Source organism: Brevibacillus parabrevis (assembly GCF_003710905.1).
GTDB lineage: Bacteria > Bacillota > Bacilli > Brevibacillales > Brevibacillaceae > Brevibacillus > Brevibacillus parabrevis.
The window spans coordinates 88,262-103,816 of sequence record NZ_RHHV01000012.1; the positions used below are offsets into that span (position 1 = coordinate 88,262).

14 protein-coding genes and 3 tRNA genes are annotated in these 15,555 nt (G+C 53.1%); 12 read left to right on the forward strand and 5 right to left on the reverse strand.

What is annotated here, in order from left to right:
* Positions 1–119: 119 nt before the first annotated feature.
* Together EDM60_RS16275 and EDM60_RS16280 are read left to right on the forward strand one after the other, a co-directional pair.
* Complete coding sequence (locus EDM60_RS16275) at positions 120–656, forward strand: pyridoxamine 5'-phosphate oxidase family protein (RefSeq protein ID WP_122964922.1); 537 nt, start codon at positions 120–122, stop codon at positions 654–656.
* 131 nt (positions 657–787) lie between these two features.
* On the forward strand, positions 788–1,531 hold the full coding sequence (locus tag EDM60_RS16280; RefSeq protein WP_122965465.1) for a YggS family pyridoxal phosphate-dependent enzyme: 744 nt from the start codon (positions 788–790) through the stop codon (positions 1,529–1,531).
* A 25-nt stretch (positions 1,532–1,556) separates the two neighbouring features.
* Here the strand turns inward: EDM60_RS16280 and pdxR are convergent, their stop codons facing one another.
* The gene (gene pdxR / locus EDM60_RS16285; RefSeq protein WP_122964923.1) at positions 1,557–2,987 is read right to left on the reverse strand and encodes a MocR-like pyridoxine biosynthesis transcription factor PdxR; all 1,431 of its coding nucleotides are present in this window, start codon (positions 2,985–2,987) and stop codon (positions 1,557–1,559) included.
* A gap of 283 nt (positions 2,988–3,270) precedes the next feature.
* Here pdxR and EDM60_RS16290 point away from each other — a divergent pair, with 283 nt between their 5' ends.
* The 3 genes from EDM60_RS16290 (at position 3,271) to EDM60_RS16300 (ending at position 7,348) form a co-directional block, all read left to right on the forward strand.
* Positions 3,271–4,854, forward strand: a complete 1,584-nt coding sequence (locus EDM60_RS16290; RefSeq protein ID WP_122964924.1) for a helix-turn-helix domain-containing protein — start codon at positions 3,271–3,273, stop codon at positions 4,852–4,854.
* Between the two features lie 143 nt (positions 4,855–4,997).
* Positions 4,998–5,999, forward strand: coding sequence for an ABC transporter substrate-binding protein (locus tag EDM60_RS16295; protein ID WP_122964925.1), 1,002 nt, complete (start codon positions 4,998–5,000; stop codon positions 5,997–5,999).
* Positions 6,000–6,400: 401 nt separating this feature from the next.
* On the forward strand, positions 6,401–7,348 hold the full coding sequence (locus tag EDM60_RS16300) for an ABC transporter substrate-binding protein (RefSeq protein ID WP_122964926.1): 948 nt from the start codon (positions 6,401–6,403) through the stop codon (positions 7,346–7,348).
* Positions 7,349–7,438: 90 nt separating this feature from the next.
* Here the strand turns inward: EDM60_RS16300 and EDM60_RS16305 are convergent, their stop codons facing one another.
* Entirely contained in the window at positions 7,439–8,812 is a 1,374-nt protein-coding gene (locus EDM60_RS16305) for an MFS transporter (RefSeq protein WP_122964927.1), read from the reverse strand.
* 117 nt (positions 8,813–8,929) lie between these two features.
* Here EDM60_RS16305 and EDM60_RS16310 point away from each other — a divergent pair, with 117 nt between their 5' ends.
* Both EDM60_RS16310 and EDM60_RS29455 read left to right on the forward strand, forming a co-directional pair.
* Positions 8,930–9,859, forward strand: a complete 930-nt coding sequence (locus tag EDM60_RS16310; protein ID WP_122964928.1) for a LysR family transcriptional regulator — start codon at positions 8,930–8,932, stop codon at positions 9,857–9,859.
* Complete coding sequence (locus tag EDM60_RS29455) at positions 9,859–9,990, forward strand: hypothetical protein (protein ID WP_267901837.1); 132 nt, start codon at positions 9,859–9,861, stop codon at positions 9,988–9,990. The genes EDM60_RS16310 and EDM60_RS29455 overlap by 1 nt, the downstream gene beginning before the upstream one ends.
* Positions 9,991–10,063: 73 nt before the next feature.
* Here EDM60_RS29455 and EDM60_RS16315 read toward each other — a convergent pair whose 3' ends face one another.
* Positions 10,064–11,446, reverse strand: a complete 1,383-nt coding sequence (locus tag EDM60_RS16315; protein WP_307723374.1) for an MFS transporter — start codon at positions 11,444–11,446, stop codon at positions 10,064–10,066.
* A gap of 146 nt (positions 11,447–11,592) precedes the next feature.
* On the opposite strand from EDM60_RS16315, the gene EDM60_RS16320 reads away from it, so the two are divergent.
* The 4 genes from EDM60_RS16320 (at position 11,593) to EDM60_RS16335 (ending at position 12,751) form a co-directional block, all read left to right on the forward strand.
* Positions 11,593–12,261 (forward strand): helix-turn-helix transcriptional regulator, encoded by a 669-nt coding sequence (locus EDM60_RS16320; protein ID WP_122964929.1) that lies wholly within the window; start codon positions 11,593–11,595, stop codon positions 12,259–12,261.
* A 237-nt stretch (positions 12,262–12,498) separates the two neighbouring features.
* A tRNA-Gly gene (locus EDM60_RS16325) sits at positions 12,499–12,572 on the forward strand.
* Between the two features lie 8 nt (positions 12,573–12,580).
* Positions 12,581–12,654 (forward strand) — tRNA-Met (locus tag EDM60_RS16330).
* A 21-nt stretch (positions 12,655–12,675) separates the two neighbouring features.
* Positions 12,676–12,751, forward strand: a tRNA-His gene (locus EDM60_RS16335).
* Between the two features lie 95 nt (positions 12,752–12,846).
* On the opposite strand, the gene EDM60_RS16340 is transcribed toward EDM60_RS16335, so the two are convergent.
* The gene (locus EDM60_RS16340) at positions 12,847–13,215 is read right to left on the reverse strand and encodes a glyoxalase superfamily protein (protein WP_122964930.1); all 369 of its coding nucleotides are present in this window, start codon (positions 13,213–13,215) and stop codon (positions 12,847–12,849) included.
* 197 nt (positions 13,216–13,412) lie between these two features.
* Entirely contained in the window at positions 13,413–14,321 is a 909-nt protein-coding gene (locus EDM60_RS16345) for an EamA family transporter (protein WP_122964931.1), read from the reverse strand.
* Positions 14,322–14,582: 261 nt separating this feature from the next.
* Here EDM60_RS16345 and rarD point away from each other — a divergent pair, with 261 nt between their 5' ends.
* Complete coding sequence (gene rarD, locus EDM60_RS16350) at positions 14,583–15,491, forward strand: EamA family transporter RarD (protein WP_122964932.1); 909 nt, start codon at positions 14,583–14,585, stop codon at positions 15,489–15,491.
* The last annotated feature ends 64 nt before the right edge of the window (positions 15,492–15,555 follow it).

Below are 15,555 nucleotides of genomic sequence, written 5' to 3' on the forward strand. Positions count from 1 at the left end.
CTGACTTGCATGTATTATGGATTGCTCAAACTCAACATATATGGACGTTTCTCTTCACTCCAATACTTGCTAAACTTGCCTACATCATACATCAATTCAATTCATGAGGAGTGAAGAAAATGGATGGAGTGCGTTACAAGGTAAGAGAAGTGTTGGACAAGAGCAAGATTGAGGCATTTTTGCAGCAAGCGCGAATCGGGCATCTTGGCATGGTCGACGGACAGTTGCCGTATGTGGTTCCGCTCAATTTTGTTTGGACAAATGGGAAGCTTTACTTCCATGGAGCTACTGGCGGGAGACGCAATCAGGTGATGAGCGCGAATGCGGAGGTCTGTTTTACGGTTTGCGAGGAATACGGAACGATTACTGATCCGGTGCCAGCCAAGACGGACACAGCGTATATGAGTGTCATCGTTTTTGGCAAGGCAGAACCCGTCGCCGATCTGGATGAAGCGACACACATGCTGCAAGAAATGATTCATAAATACGTGCCTGGTTACTATAAACGGCCGTTGCCCAAGCAGCACGTAGACAAATACCGTTCAGCCGTATTCGGTGGCCCGGTGCAGGTGTATCGAATTGATCCACAGCACATCACCGCCAAAGAAAATCCAATAGAGGAAGAAAAAATGTTCAAACCGGGACTAACGGTGTGACTGGTATGAAAATCCAGCGGTTTGTCGTTCAATTGATCGCGGCAATCTCGGAAAAGTAGGAGACAGAGGCTACTCTGCCCGGCGTGGGGGAACGCTTCATCCGAATCTTCATCAGAAAGAAGGCAGGGAAGATGGAAAATCTCGTTGCGGAGAATCTGCAAACCGTACGGCAGCAGATGAAAACAGCTTGCCAAGCCTCGGGGCGCAAGCTTGAGGACGTGAAGCTGTTGTTGGCGACCAAAACCGTCCCGCTGGAAAAATTGCAATTAGCCATGCAAGCGGGGGAAACGCTGTTTGGAGAAAACAAAGCGCAGGAGCTGCGCGGCAAATTTCCGCTTATGGAGCAGTACAAGCAGGTGGAATGGCATTTTATCGGGCATTTGCAGACGAATAAAGTGAAGGACGTCGTCAAATATGTGACGCTCATTCATTCTGTGGACCGTCTGAAACTGGGGCAAGCTTTGCACCAGCAGCTCCTTAAAGAGAACAAGACGATGAACATATTGGTGCAAATCAACACGTCCTACGAAGAAAGCAAATTTGGTGCGCCACCGGAAGCAGCACTGGAACTGGTCGAGCAATTGGCGCAGTTTGAGACGTTAAACATAAAAGGCTTAATGACCATTGGAAAGCTGAATGCGACAAACGACGAGACCCGCCACTGTTTCCGACTATTAAAAAGGATTCAGACAGAGATCAGGGAGAAAAAGCTGCCGCGAGTCGAAATGGACATCCTGTCGATGGGAATGTCCGGCGATTTCACGGTAGCGATTGAAGAAGGGGCTACGATCATTCGCGTAGGAACGAAAGTGTTCGGCCAGCGTTACTTGCCGGACAGTTATTACTGGAATGAACATGCGCGTCAGGACGACTAGGGGAAAACAGGCGGGGATGCTTGCGTCATAAAAGCATCCCCGCTAGACGTTTTATGCCTGCTGCAATGGCTCGTTCGTCTACTTTGGCAAAACCGAGGACAAAACCTTTCCGGTCGCTTTCCAAACAATAGTTGCTGAGCGGATAAACCCGGATTCCTTGTTCGAGCGCCAGGTTCGTCGCGGCTTCTTCGGCAAACGATTGCTCGGCTTCAAGAAGCATGTGCAAGCCCGTTTCCACGCCGCTCAGTGTGAACTGTTCGCCAAGCCCCGTCGAGAGAATCGCTTTTGTCATAGCCTCGTGCCTGCGCCGATACACATTGCGAACTCGCCGCATATGGCGCATGAAATGACCGTGTTCGATAAAATGAGCAAGCGTCAATTGCTCCATGATCGGAAGATGGCGGTAGGTTAATTCCTGAACGCGAGCGAGCTGGCGAATGGCCGCTTTGGGACCAACGATGGCCGACAGGCGAATGCCGGGAGCGACCATTTTGGAAAAACTCATCATGTACAGCGTGTTTTGAGGTCGTTGACTGAACAAGGTTGGAAGCGGATCACCGCGATAGCGAAATTCACTGTCGTAATCATCTTCGACAATCCAGGACCGCCGCTCGGCAGCCATGTGCAACAATTGTTGCCTGCGAGGTTCCGACAAAATGACGCCAACCGCACACTGGTGCGACGGCGTAACAAACACAAGCTTGGACGCAGGGGGAACATGGTCGACGCAAAGTCCGTACTCGTCGACCGGAACGGGAACAACTTGCATACGCCGATACTTCATCGCCATCCAGGCAGCAGGGAAGCCGGGATCTTCTACCGAAACCGTCTCTCCTTCTTGCAACAGCGCTTGCGCGATCAAATCGAGACTGTGCTGTGCGCCAGAGGTTAACAGGATTTGGTCGCTATCCACATGAACGCCCCGTTCGAGCGACAAATAGCGTTGAATTTGCTCCCGTAGCGGCAAAAATCCATAAGGATCGCCGTAAGCCCAACTGTCCAGGCTTGTTTCTGTGGCAGCCTGCAAAAAGGATTGCCGCCAATTTCTTTGAAAATGCTCATCCAAATACGGCTCGTGGGGAGTGAAATCGATCGCTATTTTTGGATTGTCTTTAGCGCCGAACCAACTGTGCAACTGGCCGACCGCATCGTTTAATAAAGGCAACTCGGGCGGAAAAAGCTCCGGGGGCGAAGCCTCCTCTGCCGGACGAGCTGCATAAATCCATTCGCTCACTCTCGTTCCGCCGCGGCGAGAAGTTACCGTGTAGCCCCGGCTGTACAGCTCCTCGTAAACGATCTGTATGGTTGAACGGGAAACGCCAATCAATGGAGCAAGCTCGCGGGACGGGAGCAGCAGCTCGCCTGGCGGCCATTTTCCGGTTGTAATGTTATGAATCGCCTGATCCAAAAGTTGCTGCCAGATGGGCCGGGCGTCATCGCGGTTTACTTTTAGCATTTGTTCACCTTCGCGTGTTTGTACTGTTAGTATGGATTGCACGAGATGCTGGTTTATTGCTAAAAAGTGTCAATCCAATAATTGGTATACTAGCACGACAATCTTTGCTTTGGCAACACGGCAAGGCTATAGAAGAAACATAGCCGACTTTCCCCAACAGGAAGATTGGCTTTTTACAGTTGGAGCCTCAAGCTGCTCCTGCTGGCGTACGTCTTGTGCCACTCGGGAGTTGTGGTATAACTAGAAAAGAAGAACTGGCAGCGAAAGAGGTGACATTCCTTTTATGGAAGCAACCCTTCACGTTTGGAAAGAAGGCGGCATCATGCAGTGGGAAAGCACGCAGCCGTCCATCGAGATTACGTGCTTTGCGCCTACGATCCTCACTCCCATGACGGGCCGGATTCGCGTGAACGATGGCAAGAAAACGCTACAGCTGGAGTCGATGAGGATGCTGTTTTTGCGTCCGGGCGACTCGGTCACGTTGGTCCGGGACGGGGCGGAACTTCCGGCTGTCTGCCGCATTTGCTTCGAAAGCTATCGGTTGGCCCAGCACGATGACGACACCATTATGTACCGCAATGATCGCAGCGGTTTGCCTGCGAGCGGCTGGATCACCAACAAACTGCCGTATCGGGCAACTGTGCTCGTGAACGAACTCGTGCGTTTGCAGGCGAATCCGTCTGGGCATACGGCAAAAGCGGAGCGGCACCACCACCTTTTCAAAGAGCTGATGCAGCTCGTTTTGCACTATGAGACGACACCTGAGCTGGATTGGGAGCCTTCCATTCACAGGGCGATCACGTATATCGACGAGAACTACCGAAGCCCGATTACCCGTTCCGAGCTGGCGCGTCTGGCCGGGTTTCATACGAGCTATTTTTCCACGATGTTTGCCAAAAAGCTGGGTTGGGGCTATTCCGAATATTTGAATCGTGTACGGATTGACCGGGCAAAAGAGCATTTGCTGGCGTCGACCATGACGATCAACGAGATTGCCCTTGAAGTTGGCTACAGCAACGGCGAATATTTGAGCCGAAAATTCAAGCAGCTGACAGGCATGTCTCCCGGCGAGTTTCGCAGTCGTCCGGCCCCGAAAAAAATCGCGGCCTTTCAATTCGCAGGGGCCTTGCTGGCGCTCGGTGTCACGCCTGTAGCCACAGATGCCGAATTGGTGCGCGGCTCGCTCCTGTTGCAGGAGGAATTGCGCGATGTTCCGATCATAAAGGGAGCGTACGATGACGAACAGCTCGGCAAGCTGAAACCGGATCTCATTTTGGCGCCTACATACTTTTACCATACGCCTGGCCGGATGAAGCAATTGGAGAAGATCGCGCCTGTCCTCGCTCTGGAATGGGCCAAGCTGGACCCTCTGGCGGAAATGCAGCTGATCGGCAAGCTGATTGGCAGAGAATCGGAAGCACAGCGATGGCTGACAAAATATCAGGCACAAGTTGACGAAGCGAGACAAAGTCTGCGCGCATTGATTGACAGAGGGGAGACGGCAGCCGTCTATGAATGGCGTAGCGACGGCATCTTCATTTGGGACAAAACAGCTCGCGGAGCGTTTAACTTGTACGAAGCTCTTGGCATCCGCCCGCCTGAAACTGTGCGCCGCGATGTACTCGTGCGAGGAAAGCATCTTTGGATAACGGAAGACAGGCTGCCCGACTACATGGCAGACCATATGTTTGTGATCGATGCCCGCGACGACCAGAGTGACGAGGGAGAGCATGTATTGGCGAGCATGCATGGAAAGGGACGGGTGTACCGACTGTCCTTGAACGAATTTTGGAGCAGCGGCGGCATGGCATTGGAGCGGCAACTGCGCATCCAGACGAATTGCCTGATCGCTGGTGAGTCGGAGTGAACATTTATCCATAAAAAGCGGCAACATTATGAAATAGACGGCCTGTGGAAAAGCTTGCTATGATGAGTACGGATTTTAATGATAATGATTATCGTTATTGCTTTGATCTTTTCTCATTATGAAGCAAGAAGGGGCTGTGCAGGATGAACAGAACAAACGAGCGAGTATCCCGGCCGCTGATGAAATTGGCCATGTGGCTGCTGGTCATGACGGTGTTGCTGGCTGCATGCGGCGGTACCGCAGGAACAAATCCGCAACCGGAGGGGCAAAAAGACACGGCTGCTGCGTCTGACGAACCGAGCAAGCCAGCCACCCGAAAAATACAGACCGTCAACGGAGAAATCGAAATTCCCGCTGAGCCGAAGCGGATTGTCGCCCAAGGATATTTGGCTACGTTCCTGGCGCTTGGCGTCAAGCCTGTCGGAGCGCCGTTTTGGGATATCGATTCGCCGCATATCAAATCACAGACGGCTGGCATCGAGGATATCGGAACGATTGACGCCGGCAGCGTCGAGAAAATTTTGTCGCTCAATCCCGATCTGATCGTTACGTTGAGCGATGATCCCAAGCTGTATGAGCAGTTGAGCAAAATCGCGCCGACGATCGTCTTCGTCCATACGACCTTCAAAGACTCACGCGATCAAATTCGGACGTTTGGCGAGATTTTGGGCAAGGAAAAAGAAGCCGAGGCGTGGATTGCCTCCTTCAACGACACCGTTGCCAAAGCCAAACAAAGAATCAAGGGAGTCGTCGACGAAAATGCGACCGTGGCGATCATGGGCGGGTTTGAAAAGCAGCTGGTCGTTTACGGGCAAGGTCTGTGGCGAGGAGCGGAAGCGATGTACAGGCACCTCGGACTGAAACGGCCGCCACAGGTGCAAAAATTCGTCGATGAGGGCAAGGAGAACATGACGATTTCGCTGGAGCAGGTCAAAGAGTTTTCGGGCGACTACCTGTTTGTCGAGTCTGGCAAGCAGGCGGGTCTTGACCCGGAGAGTCCGATCTGGAACACGCTGGACGTCGTCAAAAAAGGGCATGTCTACCAGATGGACACCGATTATTTTTGGCCGTACGACCCGATTGCTGTCCAAGCGCAAATCAATCTGATTGCCGATATGCTCGTGGAGGGCAAGCACAAATTATAAGCGCAACCCGTATTCACACAACCGCATCATAGTTCGCCAATCGGCTCGTGCCTTTTTCCAAAAGGACGGGCCGATTTGGCTATTCCGAAGTGTTTGCTCCCTGATGAGTGCCGCTGTTTCCGGAAGGGCGATCCGCGTCTGTCGCGCCAGAACAGCGGCGTTTTTGGAGAATTGTGCATGTCCCTTTAGGTTTCTGTGTATTTCCAATTGCGAGCGCCCTTGCTACACTAAGTGTCGAGAATGATTATCAATTGGACTCGTCATGAAAGTGCTGCTGCTTTGAGGAAGACAAGGCGGGCAGCCATGGCAAAAGAAAGGGATGATCGGCAAGCAGGGGAGCAAACGGAAAGCGCAAGGCCAGGTTTTCAATACAGGAATGAAACGATGCTGGAGGAACCGACATGAATAGATGGACAGGAATCATTTTTTCGCTAGTTTTGCTGATGGGAGTGCTGGCTGGCTGCGCTGGAGGGGGAACGGAGCAGACGCCTTCCGCGAGTTCTTCGTCAAAAGGCGAATGGCCAAGGACGATTACCGACGGTGCGGGTCATCAAGTGACGATCAAGGAGCAGCCGAAGCGCATTGCTGTGCTGCATCCTCTGTTCCTTGACTACTTTTTCGCATTGGACGTGCCGCCGATTGCCTCGGGCAGTGCAGAGAGTGCGCTGAAAGAATACGCGACCTTGCAGCCGTATGTGGGCAAGGCGGAGATTATCGATCTGGGCAGCGGCAAAGATTTGAACATGGAAGCGATCATTGCGGCAAAGCCTGACCTGATTGTCAGCTTCAAAGGCCATGGCGATGCCCAGTACGACGATCTGTCGAAAATCGCGCCCTTCATTCAAATTGACTACAGTGACAAATGGGAAAACGCCACCATGCTGTGCGCACAGGCGATCGGAAAAGAACAATTGGGCGAACAGCTCGTCAAAGATACGAAAGAGAAGATCGCCAAAACAAAAGAGCGGCTGGGCGATCTGAAAACAAAAACGTTTGCCTTGCTGCGGGTGAGCAGCAAAAACGGTTTTACCGCCCAAGGGACGAAAAATACGGTTTACTACAACGAGACAGAAGGATTTGGCCTGAAAAAGCCAGATCAGTACCCGGAAGAGGGGGGCGAGCTTTCCCTGGAAGCCCTTGCGGAAATGAATCCCGACTACATCATCATTCAGCACAAGCTTGACGCTGCCCAAGCAGCCATCCAGGACAAGCAAGGATCGGCTGTATGGAACTCGTTGAAGGCAGTCAAAAACAACCAGGTTTTACTGTTTGATAACTCGTTGAATACAGGCAGCGTGCTGGCGATCCGCCTGGCTGCCGACAACTTTTCCAAGCTGGCGGGGAAATAGGCGAAACAGCCACCGGAAAAGAAAGCCTTGCAAGCGAGATGGAATGAGAAGCGGACCGAAGCAGCTTTGTTTCGGTCCGTTTTCGCATGTTTATGATTCCCCTGGTTGTCCCAAGCTTTTGCGTCGCCCGTTGATGAACAAGAGAGACAAGGCGAGCAGGAAGAGGACGGCTGCAAAAAGTACAACCCCTTTTGCCTGAAGAATGAGGCCGACCAGTAGCGAGGCGAGGATCGTCCCGGCGTAGCGGGCTGTCATGAACAATCCGGTGGCGACGCCAATGATCTCTTTTGGCGTGGAGCGGAACAAGGCGGCCTGCATGCCTACGCTGTTCAGCCCGTTGCTTACGCCAAACGCTGCCAATGCCACACAGACGCTGATCACCGGGGAGGCAGGATTCAACATCGCGAGCCAGACAGCGCCGAAGAGCATCAAGACAGCAGAGACGAGCAAAGCAGGGCGGGGTCCAGACTTGTCGATCCAGCGTCCGGCTAATGGCGATGCGATCAGCGAACCCAAGCCAAGGCTTAACATCAAGAGTCCGGTATGCAGCTCGGAGACGTGACGAACGGTTTGCAAATAAACCGGCAGGCCGAAAAATATCGCGTAAAACACGACGTTGACGAGGACAAATTCGCTATGAACCCATGTCATGGCACGGTATTTGGCGAATGCGCGCAAAGGCAGAAACGGTGACGATACCCGCAGCTCGTGGCGAATGAAGACCGCCAAGATCACCAGGCCGATTCCGCCGAGAATGACGTTGCCATAAGCGAGAGGCCCGGCCGACTTCGCCTGGAAAAAGCCGATGAGCAAGGCGACAAGCCCCGCTGTGAACAAGGCAATTCCCGGGATGTCCAACAGCGCAATCCATTGGCGCAAGGAAAGCTGCCGGGTTACGGACGTGGACGGCTCGTCGTGCGGAATCATTTTCCACACGAGCAAAAAACTCGCCAAAGCAAACGGAAGGTTGACAAAGAAGATGGAAGGCCAATCCCACCAATGAATGAGCACTCCGCCAATAAAAGGCCCGATGGCAGCCGCCGTGGACTGGAACAAAGCTAACACGCCAAGCGCCGTCCCTTGCTTTTCCGTAACATGATGCCGCACGATGGCGATTCCGACTGCCACGACCATGCTCGTGCCAATCGACTGCCCGATGCGACAAACAAGAAGCCAGCCAAACGTGGCGGAGAAGGGGGCAAGCAACGAAGCGATCCCGGCGATGACCAGCCCGACGAGAAAAATGCGTTTTCGCCCAAACAGATCGCTGGCCTTGCCCATCACGGGCTGCGCGATTGCGCTCGTTATGTAGAACGAAAACAGAATCCAGGAAACGGTAGCAAAGTCCAAAGCATACACTTGTTGCAGTCTGGCAATGGCAACGGCGATCATCGATGAATTTAACGGATTCAGCAAGATGCCCAGTCCGACGGCGACCATCAGCCACTTTTGACGAATCTCCATGTTTGTTCCTCCCATACGTTATTGCTGTCATCGTACGGGAAACCATTCATTTATTCCAACGCATTTGATGCTATACTTTCATTGATTAAAAGGAATGAATGGAAGGGGGATGGCGGCATGGAACTTTTGCAGTTGCAATATTTTCTCACGGTAGCCAGGCTGGAGCATGTGACCGAGGCTGCCCGAAGCCTGCATGTGACGCAATCGTCGTTAAGCAAAACGATTCAGCGGCTGGAAGAGGACTTGGGGGCTCCGCTATTCGATAGAGTGGGCAGAAGGCTGCGTTTAAACGAGCACGGCAGCCGATTTTTGCTCCGGGCTGAGCGGGCTTTGCTGGAACTGGAAGAAGGCAAACGGGAAATTCGCGATTGGACCCAGGCTGAGTACGGAACACTCAAGTTGGCGGTGACCAATGCGAGCACGCTGCCCGGGATTTTGAGTGAATTTCGGAAACAATGGCCGATGATTCACTTTCACGTCCAAATGGTGACTACGCAAGAGATGCTGACGGCGCTCAGGCGCGGTGAGGCGGACTTTTGCCTGTCGTCTTTTCCGGTACAGGACGACGAAATCCAATGCCAGACATTGTTTCTCGATCCGATTCTCGTCGCTGTGCCCAAAAACCACCGACTGGCTGGACGGCGAAGTGTCGCTTTGGCTGAGCTGCAAGGCGAGTGGTTTGTCGGAGTCAAACGGGGGTATGCCACGCGCGACTTGGTGGATGCGGTTTGCCACGAAGCCGGATTTGAGCCTGCCTATGTGTACGAGGGCGATGAACCTGCGAGGCTCGTCACCTTCGTGGAAACAGGGATCGGCATCGCTTTTATTCCGTGCACAGGGAGGAGCCTGCACGAACAAGTCCACTATTTGCGAATCGAGGATCAGCGGCTGGCACGAGAGATTACGTTGCTATGGCACAAAAGTCGGTATATTTCCCGTGCTGCGCAACATTTTCGCCGCGTCGTGGAAGCGTATTTCGCCGATGTGACCGGAAATGCCGTGCTGTCTTTTTGCCAAGCCGATTCTCCGCCGGACTGCTCTTGCTGATGCCAGTCCAGGTCAAGCAAGCCGAAGCCATGCTGCCAGCCCGAGTGGAGCATGGCTTCGGCTTTTGGAACTTGGACGATGCATTCACCAGCGTCTTGACACTGGAGCAGTTTCCCGTCATGTGGACATGAAAAACCCCGTTTCCTTGTGAACGGCAAGCTTTTGCCAGACGCAGGAAAGCGGGGATTTTTTTGTGGAAAAAGGCTAGGCAGATGTCTGTTTGCTTGGTTGACTTTGCCTGGTTCGCGCATTCGCCACCAAACTGAGCAAAATCAGCGCGAGGTTAAAGGCCATGGCGATTGTAACTCCTGCGGCCATGGACATTCCGGCGGTTTGGCTCATGGCGACTACGGCTCCGCCGATCCCGACCGCCACGCCGGGGGTAAAGGAGTCCGCGAATTGCAGGTTGCCAGATACTTGACCAGCTTCCCCTTCCCTGACCAGAGTGAAAGCGACTGTTCCGCTTACGGTATGCGCCAATCCGATGCCGATTCCGATGATGACTTCCCCGATCACCGCCATCGCAATCGTCAGGGATGGCACCCACAGCATGACGCCGATCCCGACAAGCATCAGCAAAATCCCGAGCGTGATTCGCTTCGAGCGTCCGCGACCTTGATCGGCTGCGTCCCAGCGAGCCTGCAAAATCGCCACGATGCACCAGCTGAACGCCGCGCTTGCCACGATCAGCCCCGCTTTGTCCGGAGCAAGCCCTTTCGTTTTCGTCAAAGCGAGCACGAGAAAATTTTGCGTGCAGACATAGGCGGCGAAAAAGAGTCCGCGGGAAGCGAGCAGAGCCGACAAGCCAGTTTGGAAAGTAAAGGTTCCTGAGGGCAGCAGCTTGCGGAGAGGTTGAACCATCAAAGCGAGGCCCACGATGATGAGCGCGACTCCCCATACTTGCGGCAGCATGCCAAGCCCGCTCAAAAACAGCCCGGTTCCGACCGCGAGCAGCACAGACAGGCCGACTACGCCGGATTCGTCTTTCGCTGGAGCAGCGGGGATCGTCAGCTTGCGGAAGGCAGGCAGCGTGAGGAGCACGGCAAGAAGCACGAAAGGCAGCACGCCCCAAAAGACGAATCGCCACGAAAAGTGTTCGGCAATCAATCCCGCTACATAGGGCCCGAGCATGGAAGGGAGCACGTAAGCAGTGCCTAATGAACCCAATATTTTGGCGCGAAGTTCATCGGGATAACTCAGCGAGATGGCCGTGTACATGCAAGTGTACATGGCTCCCGCACCGAAACCTTGCAAGACGCGCGAACCGATCATGACGTACATGTTGGAAGCGATGGCGGCTGCGACGAGTCCGAGCGCGAACAAAGCGACCGCGATGGTGAAAAGCAGGGCAGGCCCTTTTCGGTCAATCTGACGGCCGACCACGAGCGTACCGACAATTTGCGCCAGCAAATAAGCGCTGAATATCCAGCCAAACAAATGAATCCCTTGCAAATCGCCAGCAATGACCGGAGCGACTGTTGTGACGGCCAATCCTTCGAAACCGATCGCCATCGCTGACAAAATGATCCCAATCGATAAAGCAAGATAACGCGGGCCAAAAATGCTTTGTGCAGACAAGCTGGTCACCTTCCTTCGCGGATTGTAAACAGAGCGGCCAAGTATCCGGATACTTTGTAAAGAAATTTCTTTAATTAACAAATTATACCTGCGTTTTGACTTTGTCAATATTTTTCTTTATAATCTAGACAGTCCGAATTTTGAAGGTGATGGGATTGAAAAAGTCGAACACAAATGCAAAAGACGGGGCAGAAAGAACGAGGCGGTCGATCATCAATCTGCTCAAGCAAAACGGCGCCATGGACGCCAATCAGCTGGCGAGCGAGCTGGGGGTGACCGCCATGGCGGTGCGGCAGCATTTATACGACCTGCAAGAGCAAAGGCTCGTCACTTTTTCCGAGGAACCGCGCTCAATGGGCCGACCGGCCAAAATGTGGGCGTTGACCTCTGAGGCAAACCGCCTGTTTCCGGACGGCTATGCCGATTTGACTGTCAGCTTGATCGAATCGATGAAGGAAGCTTTCGGCGAGGAAGGCTTGGAGAAGCTGATTGAAATTCGCAACCGCAAGCAAGTGCTGGACTATCAGAGCAAGGCGCCGCTTAGCTTGCCGTTGCAGGAAAAATTGCTTGCTTTGGCCAAATCGCGGACGGATGAAGGCTATATGGCAGAGATCATTGCCAACGAAGACGGCTCGTTTTATTTTGTCGAGAAGCACTGTCCGATCTGCGAGGCGGCGAGAGCCTGTTCCGGCTTGTGCAACAAGGAGCTGGAGATGTTTCAGGCCGTGCTCGGCGCTGGCTTGACGATAACGCGGGACGAACATATTTTGGCTGGGCATAATCGCTGTGTGTACCGGATCGTTCCTCAGGCCGATTCTGTCTGAATGTTTCGGCATAGCTTGCTGTGCGCTGTTGCTCCACAGGACTCGTAACAAAAGCGGGCTTGGCTACGGGTTACGGGTCTTGCGGGTCTATTTTCGCTATTCTTGACTTTATTTTCACGTGTGTTACAATAAAATGCAGAAAAGAACCTCTGGGCGCAAGATGAGCCAGAAGTTCGCGAAGCCACTTGCGCTGGCGAGTAGGTCGCAGAAGCGTGCGAGTGGACGTGCTTTTGTTTTGCGGGTGTAGTTCAATGGTAGAACTCCAGCCTTCCAAGCTGGTCGCGTGGGTTCGATTCCCATCACCCGCTCCATAGCGTTTGGCGGTGTAGCTCAGCTGGTTAGAGCGTTCGGTTCATACCCGAAAGGTCGGGGGTTCGATTCCCTCCGCCGCTACCTGATCTGATTGTGTCCATGGCGGTCGTGGCGAAGGGGTTAACGCACCGGATTGTGGCTCCGGCACTCGTGGGTTCAAGTCCCATCGATCGCCCCATACATCAAAAGGGAAAAGCCCAGCAGGTTCTTGCGCGAGCCTGGCTGGGCTTTTTTGTGTTCTCGTCTTTTCGCGGGAAACAGCTTCTCCCCAGCTTACGGAAAAGGATGCGGCTGGAAAAAGTGAATCCGGTTGCCAAAAGGGTCTGTCACAGACACCTCATGCGTTCCCCATGACGTCTTTTCCAGACCCGGCCGGGCGTATTTGTACGACTTGCCAGCCAGTGTCTGGTGAAGCAGCTCGATGTCCTCGACCTGCACGCGGATCGCCGCACCCGGGCACGCATCTCCGTGATGCTCAGTCAGATGCAGCACGCAGTCAGGCGAGGAGACTTGCATGTACAGCGGAAAATTGTCCTCATAGCGATGCTCCCAATCGACCTGAAATCCGAGAAAGTCGACGTAAAATTCCTTCGCTTTTGCTTCGTCAAAAATGCGAAAAATCGGCATAACGGCAAGCGTCATCTTTTCACAAGCCTCCTTCATGTAGGAATCGCAATCTCTTCATACCATTCCATGCGACCACCCCGATTTCCTATCAGCTAGAAAAGAGAGAGAACTGTTAACCGCAAGCGCTCACATCCCCGTTCATGCAAAACGTCGAGACGTGTTTCACAGAAAAAAGCGTGCCGAGTCCCCGGTGGACTGACACGCTTTTTCGGTTACATTCCTTTTTTCTCCAGGACATGTGACGGAGCAAACAGTTTGCGCCATTTGATTTGCGGCACGCAGATGGCAGCCAGGATCATCAGAACGCCGCTCCACTGGGAGAGAGTAACTGTTTCATGCAACACGAAGCTGGACAAGAGAACGACCGTCGGCAATTCGACTGCGCTCAAAATCGTCGCAAGCCCGTTGCCGATCCGGGGTACGCCTACAGCCAGACAAAAGATCGGGATGACGGAGCCGAATACAGCGACCAGCAAGCCGAGCGGCAGCAGACCTTCCAGCAGGCGTCCGTTGAGCAAAAACGTTGGCGGGTAGACGATGGACAACATGACGGCAGCCATGCTGATCGTAATCGCGCTGCGCAAGTAAGGATTCATGCCGGGCAGGACGCGGCCGCTGAAGAAAATGACCAGGGCAAAGGTAGCGCCAGACAGCAGTCCGTAAATCAGGCCAGTGACGCTCACGTTTTGCAAGCCGCCTTCGCTAAGCCCGCTGGCGAGCACCGTTCCGCCTCCCAGCATGAGCAGCGAAACCCATTTGGCAGCAGACGGCCACTTGCGATCGACCACGGATTCGAGCAAAACCCCGATCCAGGTGAATTGGAACAACAGGACGATCGCGAGCGAAGCAGACACGCGGCTGACAGCCTGATGGTAAAAAATGCTGGTAGAAGCCATCATCAGACTGACAGGCGCGAGGATCAGCAAGTATTTGAACTGGAATCGTTCCCGCGAGAAGAACAAGGCCGCCACAATCATGATCAAGCCGCCGAAAACCAGTTGACTTCCGCTCATTTCATAGGGAGTGAAGCCCAGGGCAAATGCGTGTTTCATGAACAGCGACAACACGCCATAGCTGCATGCGCCAAACAAAACGAACAGAACAGAACGCCAGTATGTCATAGGTAAAAATTCCTTTCTTATGACTAAACTCGGTTGAATAATGCCTATTGTACACCAGTAGGAAAAATGGTACAATGAAAAATTTAGCTTCGCTTTATTGTGTTACTGAGGTAATCAACTATCTAGGTAACTCACTACTATGGTAGCGAAAGAAAGTGTCTGAAACGCTTATATTGAGCATGAATACATAGCCGTTTGGCGGCAATTCCGGTACACTACTCTATATGTGTGGCACATGGCAAACTCGGTGGAGGCAGAAAAATGAAACAGGGGATCTTTTATGCGGTTGCGGCGTATTTTGCATGGGGTTTGCTCCCTCTGTACTGGAAGCTGTTTCAGTCAATGGGTGCATGGGAAATCCTCGCTCACCGCATCGTCTGGTCCGTTCTTTTTGTCGCAATCATTATTCAGGTAACGAAACGCTGGAAGACGATGTGGGGCTCGGTAACCGGGGGGAAGATGTTCGCGGCTCTTGCCATTTGTTCGCTTCTGATCAGTGCGAACTGGCTGATTTACATTTGGGCGGTCAATAACAACCAGATCATGCAAACAAGCCTCGGCTATTACATGAACCCGTTGTTTACCGTGTTGCTCGGCGTCATCTTTTTAAAAGAAAAAATGCACGCAGGGCAGTGGGTTGCGCTCATTCTGGCAGCCTGTGGCGTCCTGTTTGTCACCTTTCAATACGGCGAAGTTCCGTGGATCGCGCTCTCTTTAGCCGTGACGTTCGCATTTTACGGTCTGGCGAAAAAGCTCGTAAAGCAAGAAGCGATGATCGGGCTTGCCTGGGAGACTTTGTTTGTCGCTCCAATCGCTCTCGGCTATTTGCTTATGCTCCAGGCGAACGGAACGGAGACGATCGCGACTCTCGCCTGGTGGCAAATGTTGCTGCTTGCGCTCGCAGGAGTTGCGACTGCGATGCCGCTGTACTGGTTTGCACAGGCTGCCGTGCGCTTGCCGCTGTCGATTGTCGGCTTCATCCAGTATTTGTCTCCGACGATTTCTTTGCTCACGGCCGTCTTCCTTTATAAAGAACCGTTTACAACCACGCATTTGATCAGTTTTGCCTGCATCTGGTCTGCGCTGATCATTTTTACCGCAAGCTCGATGCGCAAAAAACCGACCGCTGCTCCGATCAAACAGGAAGTGGCGATCAAAAAGCAGGCGTGAACGTGAACGAAAAAACTCCTGACCAGTTCCGAGGCATATGCTTCGTCTGGTCAGGAGTTTTTTG